The organism is Labilibacter marinus (assembly GCF_001659685.2).
Lineage (GTDB): Bacteria > Bacteroidota > Bacteroidia > Bacteroidales > Marinilabiliaceae > Saccharicrinis > Saccharicrinis marinus.
In genome coordinates, this window is the sequence record NZ_LXYE02000060.1 from 39,553 (window position 1) to 62,879 (window position 23,327).

Consider the following 23,327-nt stretch of genomic DNA (forward strand, 5'->3'; position numbering starts at 1 on the left):
GATATGCAATTCAGATTATCGAATTCAATCAATAGATAAACTAATTGTTCAGAAATAGTGATTCTCTAATTCCCGTTACCAAAGATGGCTTTGTCGCTCTGCTTATTTATTAAATGAATGATTAACAAACTAAAAATACCTAAAGATGAAACGAATAAGAATAAACAAAGGTAAAATCGGTTTAGTATTTAGAAATGGAGATTATATTAAAATATTAAAAGCTGGTACTCATTGGGTGTGGTTCTTTGATAAAGTAGGAATTTGTAATATGTCGCAACCATTTACATTATCTATGGAATTAAACATCTTGTTGCAAGATGAAGAATTAGCCGACATGTTAGAAGTTGTAGAAGTGTTGGATAATGAATTGGTATTGAAATATGAAAACGGAGTATTCAATGAAGTGCTTAAGCCTGGGCGTTATGCGTATTGGAAAGGATCAACGAACTATGCCTTTAAAAAAGTAGATTTAAGTAAGGTAGATATTACCGAAGATATACCTGTAAATATTCTTTATAAAACTGATATTTTTCCTTATGTAAGAATTTATCGTGTAGAGTCGTACGAAAAAGGTTTGTTGTTTGTTAATGATAAGTTTATTAAAGAGTTAAACCAAGGTGTATATTGTTTTTGGAAAAATAATACGCCTGTGCTTGTTATGAAAGCTGATTTGCGTCAGACACAATTAGAAATTTCGGGACAAGAATTATTAACAAAGGATAAAGCAGCGATTCGAATCAGCTTTTTTGCTACGTATAAAGTAGTAAATGCGATGAAAGCTTTAACAGAAAATCAAGATTATAAGAAGCAATTGCATGTAACGCTTCAGTTAGCTTTGCGAGAATATGTGGGTACTTTAACCTTGGATGAAATATTGGAGAGAAAAGAGGAGGTGGCTGATTTTATTATGGGTTCCGTACGCGAAAAATCTGTTGATTATGGTATAGAGTTATCTGATGGTGGTATTCGAGATATTATATTACCAGGGGAAGTTAAAGAAATCATGAATCAGGTATTAGTAGCCCAAAAGAGAGCTCAAGCTAATATCATCACGCGCAGAGAAGAAACAGCATCTACACGAAGTTTATTGAATACTGCAAAATTGATGCAGGATAACACAATGCTTTTTAAGTTAAAAGAAATGGAGTATGTGGAAAAAATTGCAGATAAAATTAATACTATTTCCTTATCCGGTGGAGGTCAAGTAGTAGATCAGTTAAAGGAGATATTCTCTACTGATAGATAAAAAAAGAAAACATTAAAGAATCCCATTTTAACAAAAAATGACACATAGAGTATGACCATAACTTAATGGGAGTTAGTAAAGAATTATGGTGTATTGGTTTTACTTCCTGTACATCAGTCTAAATACTTTATACTTGTGTCTTGATATTAAAATTAAATATGAAACAAGTTATATCAACAGAAAACCGACCTATAAAAATGTGGTTGGACGAAATAGAAGAGAATGCCTTAATTCAGGCAAAAAACATGGCCAACTTGCCCTTTGTACATAAGCATGTTGCCTTAATGCCTGATGCGCATATGGGTTATGGAATGCCTATTGGAGGAGTATTGGCTACCAAAGGAGTTATTATTCCCAATGCGGTAGGCGTTGATATTGGTTGTGGTATGTGCGCCATGCGAACCAATATAGATGATGCTGATTCTGATACATTAAAACGTATTATGAGTCAAATACGAAAGCTGATTCCTGTAGGATTTAATTGGCATAAAGAGGTTCAGGATGATAAATACATGCCAAGTATGGATGAATTACCCTCAATCGTTGAACGACACATAGATAAAGCAAAAAAACAAATAGGCTCTTTAGGAGGAGGGAATCACTTTATAGAAATACAACACGGGTCCGATGGTTATATCTGGGTAATGATACATTCTGGAAGTAGAAATTTGGGGAATCAAGTTGCTCAATTCTACGACAAAAAAGCGAAAGCCCTAAACGAACGCTGGCACGCTTCAGTTCCAGCTTCATACGACCTAGCATTTTTACCCATCGAAACGGATGAAGCACATGCTTATATGGAAGAGATGAATTACTGCGTAGATTTTGCTTTTGCTAACCGTAGTTTAATGATGGAGCGTGTGCAACATGCTTTTCAATCAGTTATAAAAGGAGAAGTGGAGTTTGATGAATTAATAAACATTGCCCATAACTATGCTGCTTGGGAGAATCATTTTGGCGAAAATGTGCTGGTTCATCGCAAAGGGGCAACCAGAGCACGTTTAGGTGAATTAGGTATTATCCCTGGATCGCAAGGAACAAAATCGTATATCGTGGAAGGTTTAGGCAATCCAGAAAGCTTTGAGTCATGCTCGCATGGTGCAGGTCGTGTAATGGGACGAAAGCAAGCGCAACGAGAATTAGATTTAAATACCGAAATCAAACGTTTGGATGACAAAGGAATCATTCACGGCATTCGCCATAACAAAGATTTAGATGAAGCTGCGGGTGCTTACAAAGATATTGATACCGTAATGGCCAATCAGAAGGATTTAGTGAAAATAAAAGTGGAGTTGGAGCCTTTGGCAGTGGTGAAGGGATAGATTCTAAAGATTCTAGATTTTATCTAGTATCATAAAAACTCCGTTGGTTATTTGATTTCTCCATCTTTTGTTACTTTCTAACCTTTTACAAAATATAGGTCATCTGTTACTGGTTCGGAGGCAATTCTTTTTGCTCTACTTCTACCTGTATTGGCATATAGGTTTATAGTCCAGTCAGACAGATCAGTTACGGTTGGAATATATTTATCTAGTTTGTTTGTACTCATGCGCTATATAAATTAAAACCTCCCATATTTTCTAAATGCCTGGATTGTTTGATAAAGGCCTACACCGATAAAGATTCTAGCTATAAAATCAAAGAATACAGTCCAGGCTCCTTTGGTAAATATTTCTTCACTATAATGGTTTTCCATAAAACTGACCCTATGCGTTGGATTAGTAAAGTTTAGATAATTACTAAAAATATTTCCAATTCCATCAAGAGTATGCTCCAAAGAAGCATTTACATTGAAAACTACAGGTGCTTGTTCCAAAGAAAACCAGAATAGCATAAAGAAAATAGCAGATGTTGATAGTGTAAATATTATTCCTCTTTTCCAGTCCGAACCATGGTTATTGGTTATTTGATTAAGTCTTAGAACAAATAAATCAGAGTTAAATTTAATATTTGCAAAGGGGTAGCAAATAACCATTATTAAGATTATAGGGATAGCAAAGGGTGCCAATACAATGCTTTTTACAATAGTATCTTTTTTGAATGCCCTCTCAGATAACTTATGCGCTAGTTTATCAAGTTTTGTCTCTTTACTAGTTCGGGATAAAATATAGTTTCCTTTTTCTTTCACACATAAAGTATGCGACTCCATCTCTCTTGCATGAAAATCTAAAGCTGCAATACGATTATTTTGCTTTATAGCTTCATTTTTAAGTATTCTGTATGTTTCCCTCTTGTGCTCAAATGATATTTTTTTCCAGTTTTCGTCCAAGTACACATCACCTGCATCTAAAGATGCTTTAAAGTCGCCAAAATTGCAATTAAGTGCATTGATGGTACCTTCTCCGTTACCATGCATTGGAGCAAGGTTTAATCCTTGTTCGAAAGTTGCATCATGAAGAATAAAACTTTTAGCAACAGATGAATTAACAAATGCCAATAGGTTTTTTTTTATTTTTACTTTGGTTAAAATCAAGCTATCTAAAAAGCGTGTTTTTATAAATGGAATACCTTCTAGAAACGTAGAATTATAAAAATCAGCAACTCCCTTAAAAATTACATCATAGAATAAAACGCTCTCAAAGTGTCTGTCAAAGAAAACAGTTTCACCCCAAAATTCTGAGTATTTAATATCAATTGAACGTATTGAAGGAGTTGTTTGTAATGCTGAAAAATCTATGTTGCTTTCGAATATTGCTTTATTGATTGAAAAACTATTTAAACGTAGTTGCCTAAAGGAAACATCTAACTTAAAATTACTTAGGCTAATAAGAAAGAAGGTAGCAACACTTCCTTCTTCAAAAGAAAATAGACTGTTAAAAATACAATTGTTCAATGTTAGCCAGTTGATATGTGCTACTGAAAAGAAAACTTTACCATTAAAGGTGCAGTCATTAAATTCTATTTCTTCTTTTATTATTGCTTCCTTAAAATCTACAATTCCTTCAAAGGTGCATGATATAAACTTTGCTCCACGGAGAAACCTTGATTTTGAAAATCTTACATCATCTTTGAAGTTGACATTTGAAAATTCTGTTTCGCTACCAAAGAATACATTGGCAAAAACAGCCCTGTTATTTACATTACCGGTATGAGAAAAAGATTTGCTAAATATACTACCTTTAAATACCAGCGGTTTTTCAAATTCAGCATTAATCGTTACTCCACTAGTGAATAAACATTCTTTTAATTCAATAACATAGCTAAAAGTTTTTTCAAAGAAAAAATGTGCTGCAGAAACTATCTTTTTGTTACTGTGAAACACCGATGCTTCTGTATCAATTTGATTAGAATCAAGATGAACATTATCACCCTCAAATTCTCTAATCTCTTGATTGAGTTTTTCTTTAGTAAGTGATTTTAGAATCTCATTATCCATGGTAATAAAAATTATTAATCTTTATCTAACTACCTCCCTCAAACACCTCTGCATTAAATTCTCCACCTGCTTTGTATTTTGTGCAATCTCTTGTTCCAATTGGTCGCATAAGTTTACTTTGGCTACTATGGCTTTTATGTTTGTTGTAATGCTCATTATAAACTAAAATTGAATTTGTTATTTACCCATTTGTGATATCCATGTGTAGGCAATAGTACCACCTAAAAATAAAAACCATAACGATGGAATATCATTTCCTGCTATGGGTAAAACTATATTTGCAACCCATAGTATGCTCAAAGCAATGGTATAAACCAAATGAGGAATAAACTTTTTGGTGTCCCATCTATTAAAAGTTCCGGATACAGGCAAGGTAAGAAACAGAGCTCCAATAGCTCCTGTAATAGGATACCAGGGAAGTGCAAATGTTAATAGATATTGTGTTGCTGCCGAAATCAGTAAAAAGGCCATAATGTTAGAGGCTATAATCTCTCCTCTGTTAAGTGCATATTTCGCATACTGGTTAAACCGCATGAAAATATTAAATATGGGGTCTATTGTCCATGATAGGAATGCAAATAAGATATACAAGGCAAAGATAAAACCAAGCACAGGTGCAATAGGAGAGTTGGTTTCGCTTACTTTTCTTAATACGCGCATAAATACATAGATGCCAATAATAAATCCCCATCTGGCAGAAGGAGATAGGCTTGCAATCCAAGTATGAAACTTGTAAAACAAATTAAATAAAGGGTTTTGCGCTTTTAAAGCCATCACCATGCCCGACTTAGCAAATTCACTATTCGGGTCAATCATAACTGCACTTTTAAAATGTTGTAACGATTCCTTTGTATTGCCAGAATCTAAGGCTGTCCAACCTTTGGCTGCAAATGAATGCGCATCTTCTGGATTATCCTCCAATGCCTCTTGTGCAATATCATCAGCCTCCTTGTAACGTCCTTGGTTTCGTAATACAATTGATTTTATTTGTTTGCTTCCTGCATGTTCCGGATCATTTTCTAAAGCACTATTGAGTGCCGTTATGGCTTCTTCATATTTTTTCAGGTCGCATAATATAGCTCCATGGTTGCATAAAAAATCGGCATCATCAGGGGCAAATCTTAAAGCTTGTTCGCTCGTAGCTAAAGCATCTTTTAGGTTATCAATACTTACATAACACCTAGATAATACATATAAAGGGAAAGATGCGTCAGGAATTAGACTTACGCTTTGTTTTGCTGCTTCTAGCGCTTTCTGGTCTTTACCGAGTCCCGAATAGGCCAATGCCAGGTAAGCATGAGAAAAAGCGTCGTTTGGGTTTTCGGCTAAATGTAATTGTAATTCCTTTTCTGCTAAATCATATTTGTTTTGCTGCAGTAATAACTCAGCTCTGCTTATAGTACTCATAGTTACTTAATGTTTAAAAAGGTTTTGATATCATCATATTGTCCACCTTGATTTGAGTACACGGCATAATTTCGTGCAGTTTCAAACCATTCCATACTCGAAGGCCTAATTTTTTTAATAGCAGATAAGAAGTCCTTGGTTTTTATAGGTGTTTCTTTGCCCGATTTTAGAATCACTTTTAATTTTTCTTCAATGGTGTAGTCTACTAACGATTTTAAATCAGCACCAGTAAAGTTTACCGCTTTATTGGCTACCTTTTCTATATCAACCTCCATTTTAGGTTTATCCTTAAGCTGAATTTCCAATATTTCTTTTCGCGCAATAGCGTCTGGTGGTGGAATAAAGATGATTCTGTCAAATCTTCCTGGTCGCTTAAATGCATTATCTATATGCCAAGGTGCGTTGGTGGCTCCTAATACTAATATTCCATCGTTTGAAGCATTGATGCCGTCTAGCTCTTGTAAAAACTGATTAATTACATTTTTTCCAGCGCTACCTCTCATGTCATTTCTACTCGCACCTAATGCATCAACTTCATCAAAGAATATCACTGCTGGCGTATTATTTCTGGCAAAGTCAAATATCTCATGTAACTGTTTTTCACTTTGGCCAAGGTACATATCCATTACCTCATTAATGCCTACCGAAATAAATGCAGAATCAATTTCTCCTGCAGTAGCCTTGGCAATATGTGTTTTTCCGCACCCAGGAGGACCGTAAAGTAGAATTCCGCCCCCAATCTTTTTACCGTACTGCTTAAATAAATCGGCATGTTTAATAGGGTTGATGATTTTCATGGAGATGTCTTCCTTAACAGATTGCATACCTCCAACATCATCAAAAGAAACGTCAGGTTTTTCTAAAGGTATAATAGGCGTAATCTTTTCAGGAGCGCTAAGTAAGCGTATTTTATCATCTTCGCTACTGTTATCATCTTCAGAACTAAACAATTCGTCTATTTCTTCGTCAGAAAAATCAGGATCTATACGCTTTAGTCTTTTATAATATTTGTAAGCGGTATTTTCATCATTCTCTTTATAGTAAAGAAGGATAATTAACTTATAGGCTTCCATATTATTCGAGTCAGAAGCTAATGCGTTTTCCAAAATCAATACACCTTGCGAAATTTTATTTAGATGGTAAAGTACCTGAGCAAACTCCACTTGATGCTCAACTGACGGTTCCAGCTTGTTTAGGTTAGATATAATTTCTTCTGCTTCGTTCCATTTATGGAGTGCTTTTAAACCATTGAAATACATTTTCAATAGTACTACATTATCAGGAGATAATTCTACAGCACTTTTGAGTTGATTTAGTTGTTCTTCTGTCATTTATGCAGTTTCGTATAGTTCGTTTTCTAATTCTTTAATTGCTTTCTCAAAATCTTTCTTTTTACCAAAGGCTTTAACTAATTCTACTGGGCCACCCAATTGATTTAGGGGTTGTACTTTTAAAACTGAGCCCGTTTCAATGGAAACAATACCTTCGCTTTCATACTTATCAAGTAAGCTGGTAATTACCTTTTGAGCCAGTTCGCTGTATTTACCAAAGTAAAAATTCATCTAAGGTTAGTTCAGTTTCAATTTGTCCGTTTATTGCCGACTTGTCGTGAAATACAAACGAATCTCCATTAGAAGTAAATACGAAAGGTATTTGTAGTATTTCTGCATATTCTAAAGCTTGTTGCATTCCTGCACCCCACAGGTTTTTTATTGTCTTTTGCCTCAATAATAGCAATGGGTACATTGGGTTTGTTGTAGAGTATGTAATCAGCTCGCTTTCGTTTTCCACGCGCATGCAGTTTACCTTGTACAATAATTCGTCCGTCGGTAAACGAAACTTCTTCACGTACCTGTTTTCTCATATTCCACCCTGCTTTTTCAATGGCTGGATTAATGAACTTGGTACATATGTCTCTTTCGGAAAGGTTTTGTTTGTTCATTTGCTCGCAATTGGTAAAACGGTTGTGAAAATAGTAAAACAATAGGCTTTTATTGTAATAAAAGTGAAATAAAGGAATATGAAAGCAAATTTGATAACGGTTAAAGGATGTTTAAAAACATTAATCGCTATAAACCTGTAGTTTATTGAATTTTTACTATTATACTTTAAAGAATTTTAATTTATCATTTTATAATGAGCTTATTTCACAAATATCAACAGGTTCTTGGTTAAGTATTCATCAGTACTTAACTAAAAATGGAACATTTTGAGGAGAATTTACCTCATAGCTTTAAAGTAAAAACAAAGAAAGAATTCCGTCTGAAAAAAGCTTTTGGATGCTATTATCCAGGTTTGGTAGACATTCCTAAAAAGTATAATAACGTTAGAATTTCGAGGATTCAAAACTTTATTGAAATGGGAGGGTGCAGATTCTGTTATCCTCATGGAAGGGAGACTCCTAATTCAACCCTTAAAAAAGGGAGAAACCGAAATTGGAAAAGATACCGTAAAACAAGATGGAAATGAATTATGAGGCATCAGTTATGGTGCCTTTTTTTTATGCTTTAACTATTGTGTCTATAGTTTATCCATAATTAAATAATATATAAATATACATTCTATGAATATGGAAATATATATTTATATAAAATGATATGGATTATCTGTTGTTGGTAATTTACTTGTTGTTTGGCTGGGTGTAAGTTGTTGTAGGTGTGAGGGAAGTGTAAATACATAAACATATTTTATATAAACAAATATTCATATAATATATGTTTATGTATTCTATATATGTAATAATCCATATTCACAGAATATATAAATATGGAACTTGATTATTGAATTGCTTTTGTAATCATCTTTCCGTATGCTTTTTCTAACCTAATTTGAATTTTAATGTAGGAATCCAGTAAATTATTATATTCCATTAGCAAATTATCACTGGGTGTATCTTTTCTTTGGTTTACATATTTAGCAACTTGATTTATATTATTGCCAATTTTTTTCATATCCAGAGAAACTTCATCCATCACGCGAATAAAATCAACTGGATTAATCGGATTAGAAAAATTATTAAATATACACGAGCGAACAAAGTGCGAGGTGTTTTTATATCCATTTGCCAATAAATCCAGCTCCTCTTTTTCTTTTTGATTAACGCGAATCCATAAACGTTTGTCTCTATTCATAACTGTACTGTAAGTTTAATATGTTACTAGTATAAGAACCCAAGTTGCGAGGGTTTTTCCACTCCTGATTCACTCAGGCAAGAAGGTTTTGTGCTGATAAATTTTAATTTGTCCGCACAAAAACACATCTTGCTTCATTTTTATCAAATCTACTTTGCGATACTTTTTAATTGGAATTTTCTTTCTGATAAATTAAGGGACAAAATGTGAACATTTGCTAAAAACGCTAGGGGAATTATATTAAGTAGGTTTAATAATTGTGGCGTAAATTATTATTTTCCCTAATGTTAGTTTCTTCTATCAATGCCAGGGTAATTAATCACGTTAACCATTTCTCTTAATCTACTTCTAACTCTAGCCCCATAATACTCTTCTATTTGCTCTCCTGTAAAGTTGGTTGTAATAAAAGTTTTCATTTTAAATTGAATGAATTGGTCATATCGAGTAAGTAATATTTTTTCCATAACATTGGTTTTGTTTGCATAAAACCCTGTTAATCTATCTTCTGTGCCTAAGTCATCATAGCATTTTATGATTGGTTGTTTTTTATCTAAAATACCATTTTTCTTTCCAAAACAGTTTTTACCATGTTTCTCGATAATAGCATACCCATTTTGAGAGTATTCGCCAGCGATATCAAAAGCCTTCTCCATTCGGAAATTTGTTTGTGGTGATTTTTCTTGAAGTAGGTCTCTAAATATTGACATCATTAGGCTTTTTCCCACGCCAATATCTCCAGTAACAAGCAATCCTTTAGATAATCGATACGAAGGGTGCAATTTTTCAAATTGATTGTTTTGGTAAAAATATAGAAAGAGTCGTTTGTAGATTTCTTTATCCCTATCGTTTAAATAGAAATTATCAACCCTTCTTGCTCCTAGAAGGGAAATGTATGCATAAACTGATTTAAGGTTATAATTCGACATAAAAAGGATCTTTTTTTGATTTTGTATTATTTAGAAAATTATCATTAGATGTTAACTTCTTTTCTTCTTTTTCATTCTTTACATTCTTGTTTGGTACCGCGCGCGTTTCGCTTGCGTTCCGTTTTTTAATCCGTTGCGTTTCACTTGCGTTTCGCTCACCTTGGTAATGTTCATAATTACAGATTGTTATCCGTGTCGATTTATGAATGCTTTGCGTTTCAATCATGTGTCGATTTTCGAGCATTTTAAAAAACCTCGATACTTTTGATTTAGACCATTTGAAGGTGTATGCATAGCTATTTAGAGACCTTATGCTTTGGCCTCTTTCGCAGAGAAAAACTTGATTGCCAATAACGATTTCTTTGCTTGAATGATTGGCAATAAGAAGTAAATGAATCCATGCTTCTCTTTTTGAAAAAGGTTGATTGTCATTGTAAAGCCAATGCTCTAATAGGCTTCGATGTAATTTGATCCATCCTTCCATATAATTGGTTGTTACTACAGAAAAATTCCATAATTTTGGAATATTATTTTGGATTAAAATTCAATGAAATAAGGAAGCGTTGTGGAGGCAACGCTTTTTTAAATTAGCGCCTTCTGTTTAACAGATAATCACTAGCCTCCTGATCTAATTGTTCTCTTGTTGGAATTTTATTTGAATTTAGTAACCAGTCATCTACTGCTTCTTTATCGAAGAAGAGCTTACCGCCACCCGGTTTAGAATGTGGAATGGAACATGAGCTTGTTAATTTGTAAACATACGAGGGCTTGAATCCCGTGTAATCAACAAGATTCTCAAATGTTAAAGTCCTCTTTTGTGAAATAAGAAGTTTCTCAATACGAATAAGTCGTTCCTCTAGTGAAATAATATTGTCCATGATCTTTTGTTATAAAAGTGAATATGAACAAATGGCCATTTGCGTTTATTTTGAATTCGTAAACAAAGTAAAAGCAAGTTAAGTAAGTGGCCTAAAATCAAGAGGAAACAAATAGGAAATTAGTGTTTCCTATCTTATATTATCAAGAAATATTGATTGAATGTCGCGTCTTAGTTTGGTGTATATATGTTTGTTGTGTAGGATTTCTGCTTTCACCTTTGGTAATTCGGTTTTAAGCCCTGATAATTCATAAGGAGTATTGTCTTTACATATGAAATAATGAGATATTATATTACTTAATGACTTTAGGTTGATATCATCAATATCAAATACTATAAAAATAAAACGTATTAAGTCACGTTTTGTGTAATAGCTAATTATTTTTGAATCAGAAGAAATCTTTTTTAGCTTTAAAAAACAAAAAAAAGATTCTAAATCGCACTCAATTATTTGTTTGTCAATAAATTCTTTTAGGGTGTTATTTATATTATATCCATTGATGTACGGACATAATAATTTTTCTGAAAGTAGGTTTTCTCTAATGAATGGTATTAACTTTTTTTCAAATCCTTTACTCCAAATGTAAACCATGGTCGAAAGCCCAATGAGGTTTAGACATACTGCTAGTATATAAACTAGTAGCCAATTATTGTCGTTGTACTTAAAAAATGCCCAGGAAAAAGTACTAAAGCATAGTCCTAGTATAAAAAATAGTAATCTGGGTTTTTCTATATCTTTATTCCACCAAAATATCGGTGAGTTGAACATGTAAAAAACAAAATATTTGAAATATAGAAAGAACATTTTTCCGATAGGCAAAAGTAGGAGTAGGGTTATCCCTGTTTGGGTATAAGTCAGAAATCTTTCCATTATAAGTTAATTTCGGGTATAATATTGGCTGCTTCTTTTTGTTTTTGATCCACTATCTTGGCATAAATCTCTGTAGTTCTAATTTCTTTATGTCCAAGCCGTTTTGAAACCGTGTAGATGTCAGCTCCATTCTCAAGCATCAGAACTGCATTCGTATGTCTGCTAGCGTGAAATGTAAATTCTTTAAAAACTCCTGCTTTAATAGCCCACTTCATCAGAAGTTGTGATGTTTGAGCGGTGTATTTTAATCCTGTAAATACTTGTTCTTCAGGATCACCTTTTGTACCCATTAATTCTCGGGCATTTTCACTTATGTATAAATACTCAAGACCATCCGTTTTCTTTTGATTAAAGATGATTCTTAATTCGTCTTCATTTTCCCTTAGTTCTTTCCAAGTAAGTTTTTCTACATCGGAATATCTTAAACCAGTTAAGCATGCAAATAAAAAAGCTTTCTTTAATATTGGTTTACGACATTCCGTATTGGCTAACTTTTGCACTTCGCTGTGGGTTAAATATGGGCGCTCTACTTCTGCTTTAGGAAAGCTTTTAACAATATCTCCAGGATTTTCAAATATAATACGTTCTTTAAAGGCTTGATTAAGTGCTGACTTTACTTTGTTAAAGTATGAAATCTTTGTGTTAGGAGCTAAGTTTTTGCCTTGCGGCGTTGTAGCATCATTATCAAGGTACTTTTTAAATGATGTAAGTTTATCAGCACCAAAATCGCGAAACATAAGACGTTCCCCAAAATGTTTTATTAGGTGACGATGTGTACTTTCCCAATTGCCATGGTTACCTTTGCTTTCAAATCTTTCATCCGTTAACTTCTTAAAGTAATCAATGAAGTCGATATTTATTTTTGAAGTATCCTTGAATCCAAATTTTCCAGAATCATACTCAGCTTGACGTTTAGTTTTAATCTTTTCGGCTAAATCAAGATTTGTTTTGTTTTGCTGTTTAGCGTTTGGTGTTTTAGGTTTATCTGTGAGGTAAAGTTCTAGGTTTTCGAATTCTCGATTATGCTTAATTTTACCATCTTCGTTTTTAGAGTACCCTTTGTAGTACTCAAGGAATAAACTAGTGCGTCCATCCTTGAGTTTTCTTTTTCGTAAATTTATTTTCATTTTTTACAACTTCAAATAGTATGAGTTGTAAAAGTAAGGTAAAAAGATGTAAAAAGAAAGTATAGCGAACTCAAGTGGTAAATTTAAATAAATACTTAACATCACTGATAATCAAGTGTTAAATTTCGTTGGTTTGACTTTGTTTTCGATATTTACTTTCCGATACAAAAGTTCTTGAATATATTACCTAATACCTCGTCTGTATGTATCTCTCCACCTGTAATCTCAGCAAGGTGACTTAGCACTTCTCTGATATCTTGAGCAAGAAAGTCCCCCGAAATTCCGCTTTTAAGTCCGTCTAACACTCTTGATATAGATTCGTGAGAACGTTGAAGCGCTTCGTAGTGGCGAGCGTTTGTTACAATTACTTCATCATTATCTACAGCCTTAAGGTTAATTGTCTTAATCAATTCAGAAGACAAAAGATCAATACCCTTTTGTAGTTTGGCCGACATTGGAACAATAGCATCTGTGCCTGATAGTTCCTGAAAATTGTTCTTGTCAAAACGAGCACCAATTTCTTTTTCATTGAGTAAGTCAATTTTATTGATGGCGACTACTAGCTTTTGATCCTCATTCATTCGGTCTTTTACATCAGAGATAGCCTCATGAATCTTTTCATCCGGATCGTTTATGTCGAGCATGAGGATGACAATAGAAGCAGATTCAATTTTACCATAAGTACGATCAATACCAATGTTTTCGATGGTATCAGAAGTTTTCCGAATACCGGCCGTATCAATAAAACGAAAGGTGATACCTTCAATGTTGATGGTATCCTCAATAACATCGCGTGTAGTGCCATGAATATCTGATACAATAGCTCTATCTTCCTGTAAAATAGTATTGAGTAGGGTAGACTTGCCTGCGTTGGTATGACCCACAATAGCCACGGGAATACCGTTTTTGATGGCATTTCCTAATGAGAAGGAACTAACGAGTTTTGATAATACTTTTTCAATTTCGTCCACTAAACCTACCAATTGTTTACGGTCGGCAAATTCAACATCTTCTTCACTAAAATCCAACTCTAATTCTATTAATGAGATAAAATTTAATAGGCGTTCTCTTAAATGAACTAGTTCGTTAGAGAACCCACCTTTCATCTGTTGCAGAGCAACTCGTCTCGCAGCTTCACTTCTGGATGCAATTAAATCCGCCACCGCTTCGGCCTGAGATAAATCCATCTTACCATTTAAAAAGGCACGTTGGGTAAATTCACCAGGAGCAGCAAGTTGAGCTCCGCTATTAATAAACAACTCCAGTACTTTTTGTTGGATATAAGGGGCGCCATGACACGATACTTCTACAGTATTTTCTCCGGTAAAAGAGTTGGGAGCCTTAAAGATACTGACCAATACTTCGTCTAATTCCTTATCGTTATCTATTAAGGAACCAAAATGGATGGTATTAGCGCTTTGGTCAACAAGTTTTTTACCCTGTTTTACGGATTTAAATACCTGATCACAAATACTTATACTTTCTGGTCCTGTTAAACGAATAACAGCAATAGCTCCTGCACCTTGAGCGGTAGAAACCGCGACAATTGTATCCTTAAGATTAATCATTATAACGCATATTTTAGCGCAAAAGTAAGTAAAGCATTACCTACTTTAAAACTTCAACCATAAAAAAGCCGAACATATTTGAAAAAGCATTGTTATTTTATGTAATTCGAGCCAACAGAATATTTTTGATATATGTAATTGGCTTTATGTAAAAAAAATCCTACTTTGTTAAACAAACATTTAGAGAAAAAAATATGAGTGTATTAGTTTCAGATAAATCGAATGTAATAGTTCAAGGTTTTACCGGTAGTGAGGGTACATTTCATGCCTCACAAATGATTGAATACGGAACCAATGTAGTTGGAGGTGTTACTCCAGGAAAGGGTGGAAGTACTCACCTAAATTTGCCTGTTTTTAATACAGTTAAAGAAGCTGTAGAAAAGGTAAAGGCCGATGTGTCGGTAATTTTTGTACCACCAGCTTTTGCGGCGGATGCTATAATGGAAGCTGCTGATGCGGGTATTAAGGTGGCCATTGCGATCACAGAGGGTATTCCTACAGCGGATATGGTAAAAGTGAAGAATTTTATTACAGGAAAAGATATACGATTGGTTGGACCAAACTGTCCAGGTGTTATTTCGCCAGGATTAGCTAAAGTGGGTATTATGCCTGGTTTTATCCATTCTAAAGGTAAGATTGGCGTTGTTTCTCGCTCAGGTACATTAACCTATGAGGCGGTTGATCAATTAACCAAAGAAGGTTTAGGTCAGAGTACTTGTATTGGTATTGGAGGTGATCCTATTATTGGTACTACTACTAAGGAGGCTGTTAAGCTTTTAATGGATGATCCAGATACGGATGGTATTATTATGATTGGAGAGATTGGTGGAGGAATGGAAACTGAAGCTGCCAGATGGATCAAGGAAAATGGTACTAAACCAGTAGTGGGTTTTATTGCAGGACAAACAGCGCCAAAGGGTCGTAGAATGGGACATGCCGGTGCAATTATTGGTGGAACAGATGATACTGCTGCTGCTAAGATGAAAGTGATGAAAGAATGCGGAATTCATGTAGTGGAGTCGCCAGCAACACTTGGTGTTACCATGAAAAATGCATTATCGTAATTGAAATTAGCCCGACTTAATAGAGTGGGATAATAAATAACATTTATAGAATTAAGCTTCTTTGGTAGAAATATCAAAGAAGCTTTTTTATTTTCTTTTCTTCAACTATGGTTTTGTACCATGTGAAACCTGCCTTTTTATAGGTGCTTAAGGCATTGGGATGATCTAAATCGCAGGTGTTTAATTCAATGAATTTAGGACAAAGGCTCCAAGCTAATTCAATGGTTTTGTTTAAAAAGTATTTTCCATATCCCTGTCCAATAAATTCTGGTGTTAGACCAAAGTACAAAATTTCAACAGAATCATCTTCCTGAACTAATTCGCAATAACCAGCATGTTTTCCTTCTATCTTAAAACAGAAAATGTGCGTGTTCTTACAGTTTATTTTTTCTTGAAGAACATCATCTTTCATAAAAGTTCTATCCAACCAGTTTAAGTTTTCACCAACACTTGAATATAATGCTCGATACCAGTCGGTGTCTATCGGCTTTGCTATTTCTTCAATAGATGTACCTTCTTTATCAATTAAAGATGCTGAGGGCTTTTTATCCATCTTTAAAAAAAAGATGGATGACTTTACTGTTTCGTATAACATATTATGGAATCCTATTTTGCTGTAAAAATAAAAATCCCCCATCGTATAAACAATGAGGGAACAAACAAAAGGCGTATTTAAATGATTTCTATGACAAAATCATTCGTTCGATATCATCTTTTACATTAGTGATACCGCCAATATTAAAGTTTTCAACCAATACGTTAACTACATTTGGCGATAAGAACGCTGGTAATGTAGGTCCAAGGTTGATGTTTTTTACTCCTAAGCTTAATAAAGCAAGCAATACAATAACTGCTTTTTGCTCGTACCAAGCAATGTTATATACAATTGGTAAATCGTTAATGTCATCAAGCTCAAATACTTCTTTAAGTTTAAGTGCAGTAACCGCTAATGAATATGAATCATTACACTGTCCAGCATCTAATACTCTTGGAATACCACCAATATCACCTAATGGTAATTTATTGTAACGATACTTAGCACAACCCGCTGTTAATATTACTGTATCTTCAGGTAGTTCTGTCGCAAAGTCGCTATAGTAATCACGATCATTCATTCTACCATCACAACCAGCCATTACAACAAATTTCTTGATAGCACCACCTTTAACAGCATCGACTACTTTGTCGGCTAATTGTAAAACCTGATTGTGAGCAAATCCACCTACGATTTCTCCAGTTTCAATTTCGGTTGGAGAAGCACATTTTTTAGCATGCTCAATAATTATACTGAAATCTTTTGGCTGACCATCTTGACGATCTGCAATATGTGTACATCCGTCAAAACCACTAGCTCCAGTTGTATAAATACGGTCGATATAGTTTTCTTTTGGAGGAACGATACAGTTAGTAGTAAACAAGATTGGTCCGTTGAAGCTTTCAAATTCTTCTTTTTGCTTCCACCATGCATTACCGTAGTTACCTACAAAGTGCTCATACTTTTTAAATTCTGGATAGTAATTAGCAGGTAACATTTCGCTGTGTGTATATACATCAACACCTGTTCCATCAGTTTGCTTTAATAGCTCTTCCATGTCCTTAAGGTCGTGGCCCGAAATAAGGATAGCTGGCTTGTTACGAACGCCAATGTTAACAGACGTAATTTCTGGGTTACCAAAGCTTTCAGTGTTGGCTTTATCTAATAATGCCATTACATCAACACCAAACTTACCACACTCAAGTACTAGGCCTACTAACTCGTCAACGCTTAAAGTATTATCAGTAGAAGCGATTAATGCTTTTTGAATAAAGTCACAAACTTCTTGGCTATTGTAGTTTAGGTTCATTGCATGTTCTGCATAAGCAGCCATACCTTTTACCCCATAAATTAAAAGTTCTTTTAACGAACGTATATCTTCGTTTTCGATAGCTAAGATGCCAATGGCTGGTGCAACAGCTAAAAAGTCTTCTTTAGTTGACCCTGCGTAGTTTACACTGTGCTCTTTAGTAGTTGAGTCAATGCCTTTAGCTGCGAGTGCAGCTTTTAACTCATCTCTTAACTGAATTCCTTCGTTGATTTTAGCTTCAATTTTACCACCATCAAAGTTTGCATTAGTGATGGTAATAAATAAAGCATCAACCATATATTTATAGGCTTTATCACTTCCTAAATCGTTTTTAGAAGCAAGAGCATTTACATGTGCAACTCCCTTGGAAACAAAAAGTAATACATCCTGAAGTGCAGCCACCTCGTCGGTTTTACCACAAACTCCTTTAACTGTACAGCCTGTACCCTTAGCTGCTTCCTGACACTGATAACAAAACATGCTCATTTTTCGATTTTTTAAGTATTTGTTTAGACTATTTGAATTATGCTTGATAGACAATGTATTTTAATTGTCCGTTTTAATTTGTTAATTAACGAAAGGGAAACTCCATCCATCATCCTATCCTTATTCCCTAAACTCAACTTCACTTTTCCCTTTCGTTTAATATCGCACCATAAAGTGCAACTCCTCCTCATATCGCTCTGTAAGTTTATTGCTCATACAAGCTGCTTAGTCGCGATAAATATTTTTGTTGATTGGCTATACCCATTCTTCAGAAAGCACTTCGCCTTCTACAGATACGATAGCTCGTTTTAGAGGAATTTTTCTACTTGCTAATTGCAATGCTTGTTGCGCAACTCCCATCAATCCACCACAACAAGGTACTTGCATAATAACCACTGTTAATGAGTTAATTTTGGCATCATTAATCAATGAAACAAGCTTATTTAAATAAACATCCATTCCGTCATCCAATTTAGGACAAGCAATACCTAATACTTTATTTTTTAAGAATTTTGAGTGAAAATCTCCCATAGCAAATGGTGCGCAGTCCGCTGCTAATACCATATCAGCTTCTTGAAAAAAGCTAGCTCCTGGATTGATTAAATGCATTTGCACAGGCCACTGTCTCAATTGAGATGTTTGTGGTGCTGCAGGTGCAGCGTCGGCTAATGAAAATGCAGGTTTGTTAATTTCTCTACTTTGTGATCCTGGACATCCGCCACCTTGATTTGCCATAGCTGCTGGTTTGTTATGCATTGCGTTAATTACTTCTTCTAATTCAAAATCATATTTATCCTGGTTGTTTTTAAGGAATGTCATAGCTTCCTTTACAAACTCCATTTCGTTATGATCTTTTAAATGTTTTAAGTGTGCTACAACTGTGTTAATTCCCTTAGAAACCATAATCTCCATTACTTTGGTTTCGTTATATGGGTCTGCTTCTCTACGTTCAATTTCCATAGCTCCCATAGGGCAGTGTCCTAAGCATGCTCCTAAGCCATCACACATTAAATCGCTAATTAATCGTGCTTTTCCATCAATTATTTGTAAAGCACCTTCGTGGCAACCTGGCACGCATTCACCGCATCCGTTGCACAGCTCTTCGTCTATTTTGATTACATCTCTTTCCATTGTACTCCTTTTTGTTTGTTTGATGCAAATATGAGGCGAAAATTGAAGCTATGCTTGTAACATATGTTACAATTCGGATAAAAAATTGTATTTTTCTTGCAAGGAGTATTTATATAACATTAAACATGATGATTGAAAACTTTCCGATGTTAGAGAAGTGTCCTGTATTTAAGGGTCTTAGCTTTAAAGAAATCATAGCACTCTTTACGCAAATTCATTTTCAGATAAAGAAGTACTCCGATGGGCAAATAGTAGCACATGAAGGGGAAGCTGTTGAAAAGCTATATATAGTATTATCTGGAAGTGTAAAAGGAGAGATGGTCGATTTTTCGGGTAAAACCATAAAGATTGAAGATATTGAACCTCCTAAACCTTTGGCTATTGCCTTTTTATTTGGAAGACAAAATAACTACCCAGTCAATGTAGTATCCAATAAAGAGTCTCAATTATTGATTATACCCAAAGCCTCGGTATTACAACTTTTTGCCAGTAATCAGGTCATTTTACTAAATTACCTTAATGTTATCTCGGATAGATCTCAATTTCTTTCGCAAAAAATAAAGTTTTTATCCTTTCAAACGGTAAAAGGAAAAATAGCTAACTACATATTACAACTTCGCACAGAAGCAGGTAATGGTTCGGTTACTTTACCTTTGTCTCAAAGTCAATTGGCTGAGTTATTTGGTGTTGCACGTCCTTCTGTAGGTAGAGGAATGCGTGAGTTACACAACGAAGGCATCATAGAGGCCAAAGGAAAAGAGGTAAAACTTCTGGATATAGCAAGACTTAAAGAATGCTTGGTTTAGAAACTGTTTAAATCATTATCCTTCGTCAGAATTCATCAAAATTGTACTGAAAAACAAATTTCAAACAATTTCTTATTTTTTTTAAGGCTTGAAGCAACCCATCTTTTTTTCTACAGTCATACTTGCAGATTGATTAATTAAAAACAGGAAAGAAAGATGAAAAAATTAATGTTATTGATGGCGGCGTTTGGGATGTTATTTTTTACGTCGTGTAGTAATGATGATGATGGCTATAGTTTAGGTGATTTCTGGTTGTCATCGGGTACAGTGACAAAAGACGCAGAATCGTTTCATATAACAACCGATGATGGAACAATCCTTTGGCCTTCTGCAACAGCAGTGGACCCTAGCTTTTTAGAAGATGGTATGCGTGTAATTGTAAATTATACCATATTAGGAGATGCGGATGATGATGAGCGTTACGATCATTATGTGAAAGTAAATAGGATTACAGAGATTTTAACAAAGCCGGTATTTAAATTCACTGAAGAAACTACGCAAGAGGTTATTGACTCTATAGGCCATGATCCTGTTACAATTATTGATACTTGGTTTACGGATGACTATTTAAATGTGGAGTTTGAATACGGTGGAGGTGGAGGAATTCACTTTATTAATTTAGTACATAATAGTGAAGAGTCGGAAACAGATGAAGGAGAAGTTATTTTGGAACTTAAACACAATAAAAATGGTGATCCTTACAATGTTCGCCAATGGGGAATAGCCTCTTTTGATGTTTCAAGTTTTAAGTCGGACGAAAGTAATAGTATTGACTTTTTTGTAAGAAGTATGGGAAAAGATGGCGAATATGAATACAACGAAGTATTAACTTATACCTATGATGAACTGGATATGCCACAAACAAATGCTGTGAAATTGCATCACGATTACAATGAAACTGGCTTGATTAAATAACAAGAATAAAAAAGGAGCAATTATTTGCTCCTTTTTTGTTTGTCTTATGTTTCTGATATACTTTTTGTTAAAGTATAATTGCTTATTGTAAGTTAAAATAACATCAAGTTTTTAAGAATAGGGCTTGGTTTGAAAGAAATAAATTCCCTATATTTGCACCGCATTTGAGAAAAACGTTCTCTAAAAGCAACTAAATATTGGACCTGTAGCATAACTGGATAGTGCACTGCGTTACGGCCGCAGAGGTTAGGGGTTCGAATCCCTTCAGGTTCACAAGAAAGCCCATAAGTAAGTAATTTACTTATGGGTTTTTTAAAGTTGTTTTTCGGAATTATTTTTAATGCAAAATTACATATTGGACCTGTAGCATAACTGGATAGTGCACTACGTTACGGCCGTGGAGGTTAGGGGTTCGAATCCCTTCAGGTTCACTTTTACATAATTGAATGTAGCAAAAAGCCTATAAATCGTATGATTTATAGGCTTTTTTGTTTCGTAATAAATGAGTGTTTATCTAGTTACCGTTATAACTGCTCTTTTAGCTTCATTAATACTTTTATAATAAGTAATGTAATTGCCAGGTTTAATATCCTTAAGCTGTATAACATTGATGCCAGTATTTACTGTATTGAGCTGAATCATCTGTCCGTCCATTGAAAATATCTGCACGGTTCCTGGAGAATTAGCTACTATTTTAAATTCATTAGTCATTGGGTTAGGAAACAATTTTAGCTTACTCTTTTTTGAGCCAGAACCGATGCTAGTATCTTCTGCATCGCCACTAATCACATCATCCATACATGTGGTTGTTTCTGTCACTTCAGATGCTTTGTAGGTAGCGTCATCGCCAGAAAGTCCTTTGTAGAAAACAAATTTATCAATTTGTATATGTTCGGATCGGCCACAAATCTTCATGGTATAGTCTCCTGCAGTAGAAAAATTACCAATTAGCGCGTATGAATGATGATCAATATCTAAAGCTCCGTTCATCGTGAATACGGTTTTACTTCTGCCAACAAACTTTTTGTAGGAAGTTAATTGTTGATCTCCCGAATAACCACGGTCACCGTCTATATAAACCCAAACATCATTGGATAGATCACCTTCAGCTTCATCTGGCTGACGCATAAACCATTTAACTGTATATCGACCTGGGTTTGTTATCGTAAAAGTATAAGAAATTTCATTCGCTAGGTTTTGGTTATTATAACTGTTTGAACCAGTATATGTAATATACTTGCCTCCCGAAGCATAATTATCATTTTCAACAACTTCCCATGCACCTTTTAAGTTGAAACGCTCAGCTTCAAAAACCAACAGACCGTCTTTTTCAATTAATTCGCAAGTAGCTGTACAATCTTCACAATTAGAATCACTAATTACCTTAATGTCTATTTCGTCTGTTGTACCATCTACACCTCCATGTATGGTTATTTTAGCCGAGCCAGGAGAAACTCCAACTAATCTGCCTGTTGGAGAAATATAGGCTACTTCTGCATTACTAGTAGTCCAAGTGTAAAAATTATCCCAAGGTTCGGCTGGCATTGTAGTAAAGCTTAATTGATATCTACGCTGTGGAAATATAGTGACAGACTGATCTGTTATGTTTATGTTTTCAATAATTTCATCACCTGGAAGTAGAATTCCATAATCGAAGAAGGTCTTTAGAGTTGACGGACTTCCGTTTTCATTGTTTTTTAGTAAATAAAAAATCAATCCCGCATCCGACACATCGGCTTTGCCATGTTTGTGGTCATGCATTCTGTCCCATAACCATACTAAATTTGGGTCGCGATGATCTCTTAAAAACTGCCATTGAAAAAAGTTGGTATTAGAACAAAGGCCTTGATAACCAATGTTACAAGTGTTTTGGTCTTTAATTAACTTGTAATTTATGCGATTACCACTCAAAGTGATACATTGAGTCATGGTGTGTTCATTGTCGCGTCTTAAATGATTGTCGTTATAATTACTGTGTGAAATAACATAAATATGCGATAAGGACTCTGTATTACCTTGATCTATTACAGCTTTTACAGCCTGATAGAAGAACTCAGAAGGTCCCATATGTAAAAAGTATAATGGATCAGATGCCGTTGATTTTGCAATTTCGTTTTTAAGACTTAAAATAGCCTCAGCTTTGTGCGTACCCACATCAAAAAACACATCAGTATTAAACTTAAATCGAGTAGCGCCATCTTCGGCATTTTGTTTCATATAATTTGTCTCTGTAGTATGCACAGGAGAGGGCATAAAATTGTTATACGAAAAATGAACTAATTTATCTTGTAGTTGAGCTTTGGCTATTATTGCTAAAGTCATAGGGGTAGCTCCCCAATCATCAGGATCTGCGGTATTGTATGTTCCTGTATATTCCAAATCGGGTTGATTATTTCCATCAGCACTACATGCTATACGGTTGTTATTGTAACCCAAGGCTTGAGCTGTTATAGTGCTTGGAATACTTATAACAGTCATTACTAATACTAATAATAAAGCGTGTGTTTTTTTCATTGGTTTAAATTTTTTTAAAATCCGGACAATCCTTGTAA

Annotated in this window: 21 protein-coding genes, 2 tRNA genes and 1 pseudogene; 8 read left to right on the top strand and 16 right to left on the bottom strand. The window is 34.6% G+C overall.

Annotation, left to right across the window (positions count from 1 at the left end; translation table 11 throughout):
- Positions 1-145 precede the first annotated feature (145 nt).
- A complete protein-coding gene (locus tag A8L32_RS22035) occupies positions 146-1,246 on the top strand; it encodes a slipin family protein (RefSeq protein ID WP_066633345.1) in 1,101 nt (366 codons plus the stop codon).
- A gap of 158 nt (positions 1,247-1,404) precedes the next feature.
- Positions 1,405-2,568: an RtcB family protein gene (locus A8L32_RS22040; RefSeq protein WP_066633348.1), complete on the top strand. Its 1,164-nt coding sequence runs from the start codon at positions 1,405-1,407 to the stop codon at positions 2,566-2,568.
- A gap of 77 nt (positions 2,569-2,645) precedes the next feature.
- Here A8L32_RS22040 and A8L32_RS23580 read toward each other — a convergent pair whose 3' ends face one another.
- The 6 genes and pseudogenes from A8L32_RS23580 to A8L32_RS22065 all read right to left on the bottom strand — a co-directional run.
- A complete protein-coding gene (locus A8L32_RS23580) occupies positions 2,646-2,795 on the bottom strand; it encodes a hypothetical protein (protein WP_158027281.1) in 150 nt (49 codons plus the stop codon).
- A gap of 12 nt (positions 2,796-2,807) precedes the next feature.
- Complete coding sequence (locus A8L32_RS22045) at positions 2,808-4,622, bottom strand: pentapeptide repeat-containing protein (RefSeq protein WP_066633353.1); 1,815 nt, start codon at positions 4,620-4,622, stop codon at positions 2,808-2,810.
- Positions 4,623-4,799: 177 nt separating this feature from the next.
- The gene (locus A8L32_RS22050; protein WP_066633355.1) at positions 4,800-6,029 is read right to left on the bottom strand and encodes a tetratricopeptide repeat protein; all 1,230 of its coding nucleotides are present in this window, start codon (positions 6,027-6,029) and stop codon (positions 4,800-4,802) included.
- 2 nt (positions 6,030-6,031) lie between these two features.
- Entirely contained in the window at positions 6,032-7,360 is a 1,329-nt protein-coding gene (locus tag A8L32_RS22055) for an AAA family ATPase (protein WP_066633358.1), read from the bottom strand.
- Positions 7,361-7,591 carry a type I restriction-modification enzyme R subunit C-terminal domain-containing protein gene (locus A8L32_RS22060; RefSeq protein WP_066633360.1) on the bottom strand — a complete coding sequence of 77 codons (231 nt, stop codon included), beginning with the start codon at positions 7,589-7,591 and terminating at the stop codon, positions 7,361-7,363. It abuts the gene before it with no gap.
- Positions 7,584-7,971: pseudogene (locus A8L32_RS22065) on the bottom strand (type I restriction endonuclease); the annotation flags it as partial. The gene A8L32_RS22060 and the pseudogene A8L32_RS22065, both read right to left, overlap by 8 nt.
- Positions 7,972-8,228: 257 nt before the next feature.
- On the opposite strand from A8L32_RS22065, the gene A8L32_RS22070 reads away from it, so the two are divergent.
- Positions 8,229-8,498: a hypothetical protein gene (locus A8L32_RS22070; RefSeq protein ID WP_071797497.1), complete on the top strand. Its 270-nt coding sequence runs from the start codon at positions 8,229-8,231 to the stop codon at positions 8,496-8,498.
- Positions 8,499-8,806: 308 nt separating this feature from the next.
- Here the strand turns inward: A8L32_RS22070 and A8L32_RS22075 are convergent, their stop codons facing one another.
- From A8L32_RS22075 to mnmE, 6 genes are all read right to left on the bottom strand, one after another.
- Positions 8,807-9,160, bottom strand: coding sequence for a plasmid mobilization protein (locus tag A8L32_RS22075; protein WP_083631463.1), 354 nt, complete (start codon positions 9,158-9,160; stop codon positions 8,807-8,809).
- Between the two features lie 287 nt (positions 9,161-9,447).
- Complete coding sequence (locus tag A8L32_RS22080; RefSeq protein ID WP_066633374.1) at positions 9,448-10,086, bottom strand: P-loop NTPase family protein; 639 nt, start codon at positions 10,084-10,086, stop codon at positions 9,448-9,450.
- The gene (locus tag A8L32_RS22085; protein WP_066633383.1) at positions 10,073-10,570 is read right to left on the bottom strand and encodes a hypothetical protein; all 498 of its coding nucleotides are present in this window, start codon (positions 10,568-10,570) and stop codon (positions 10,073-10,075) included. Before A8L32_RS22085 ends, A8L32_RS22080 begins: the two co-directional genes overlap by 14 nt.
- Positions 10,571-10,673: 103 nt before the next feature.
- The gene (locus A8L32_RS22090; RefSeq protein ID WP_066633386.1) at positions 10,674-10,964 is read right to left on the bottom strand and encodes a helix-turn-helix transcriptional regulator; all 291 of its coding nucleotides are present in this window, start codon (positions 10,962-10,964) and stop codon (positions 10,674-10,676) included.
- An 869-nt stretch (positions 10,965-11,833) separates the two neighbouring features.
- Positions 11,834-12,961, bottom strand: coding sequence for a tyrosine-type recombinase/integrase (locus A8L32_RS22100; RefSeq protein ID WP_066633391.1), 1,128 nt, complete (start codon positions 12,959-12,961; stop codon positions 11,834-11,836).
- A 152-nt stretch (positions 12,962-13,113) separates the two neighbouring features.
- On the bottom strand, positions 13,114-14,529 hold the full coding sequence (mnmE, locus tag A8L32_RS22105; protein WP_198931836.1) for a tRNA uridine-5-carboxymethylaminomethyl(34) synthesis GTPase MnmE: 1,416 nt from the start codon (positions 14,527-14,529) through the stop codon (positions 13,114-13,116).
- Between the two features lie 194 nt (positions 14,530-14,723).
- Here mnmE and sucD point away from each other — a divergent pair, with 194 nt between their 5' ends.
- Entirely contained in the window at positions 14,724-15,593 is an 870-nt protein-coding gene (gene sucD / locus A8L32_RS22110) for a succinate--CoA ligase subunit alpha (protein ID WP_066633392.1), read from the top strand.
- A 73-nt stretch (positions 15,594-15,666) separates the two neighbouring features.
- On the opposite strand, the gene A8L32_RS22115 is transcribed toward sucD, so the two are convergent.
- From A8L32_RS22115 to A8L32_RS22125, 3 genes are all read right to left on the bottom strand, one after another.
- The gene (locus A8L32_RS22115) at positions 15,667-16,188 is read right to left on the bottom strand and encodes a GNAT family N-acetyltransferase (protein WP_066633420.1); all 522 of its coding nucleotides are present in this window, start codon (positions 16,186-16,188) and stop codon (positions 15,667-15,669) included.
- An 88-nt stretch (positions 16,189-16,276) separates the two neighbouring features.
- A complete protein-coding gene (gene hcp / locus A8L32_RS22120) occupies positions 16,277-17,923 on the bottom strand; it encodes a hydroxylamine reductase (protein WP_066633393.1) in 1,647 nt (548 codons plus the stop codon).
- A 255-nt stretch (positions 17,924-18,178) separates the two neighbouring features.
- A complete protein-coding gene (locus A8L32_RS22125) occupies positions 18,179-19,054 on the bottom strand; it encodes an ATP-binding protein (protein ID WP_066633395.1) in 876 nt (291 codons plus the stop codon).
- 125 nt (positions 19,055-19,179) lie between these two features.
- Between A8L32_RS22125 and A8L32_RS22130 the strand changes: the two genes are divergently transcribed.
- The 4 genes from A8L32_RS22130 (at position 19,180) to A8L32_RS22145 (ending at position 21,206) form a co-directional block, all read left to right on the top strand.
- Positions 19,180-19,860, top strand: coding sequence for a Crp/Fnr family transcriptional regulator (locus A8L32_RS22130; protein ID WP_158027282.1), 681 nt, complete (start codon positions 19,180-19,182; stop codon positions 19,858-19,860).
- Between the two features lie 156 nt (positions 19,861-20,016).
- The gene (locus tag A8L32_RS22135) at positions 20,017-20,775 is read left to right on the top strand and encodes a NigD1/NigD2 family lipoprotein (RefSeq protein ID WP_066633397.1); all 759 of its coding nucleotides are present in this window, start codon (positions 20,017-20,019) and stop codon (positions 20,773-20,775) included.
- A 199-nt stretch (positions 20,776-20,974) separates the two neighbouring features.
- Positions 20,975-21,048, top strand: a tRNA-Arg gene (locus tag A8L32_RS22140).
- Positions 21,049-21,132: 84 nt separating this feature from the next.
- Positions 21,133-21,206 (top strand) — tRNA-Arg (locus A8L32_RS22145).
- 79 nt (positions 21,207-21,285) lie between these two features.
- Here A8L32_RS22145 and A8L32_RS22150 read toward each other — a convergent pair.
- Positions 21,286-23,289, bottom strand: coding sequence for an Ig-like domain-containing protein (locus A8L32_RS22150; protein WP_066633400.1), 2,004 nt, complete (start codon positions 23,287-23,289; stop codon positions 21,286-21,288).
- Positions 23,290-23,327 lie beyond the last annotated feature (38 nt).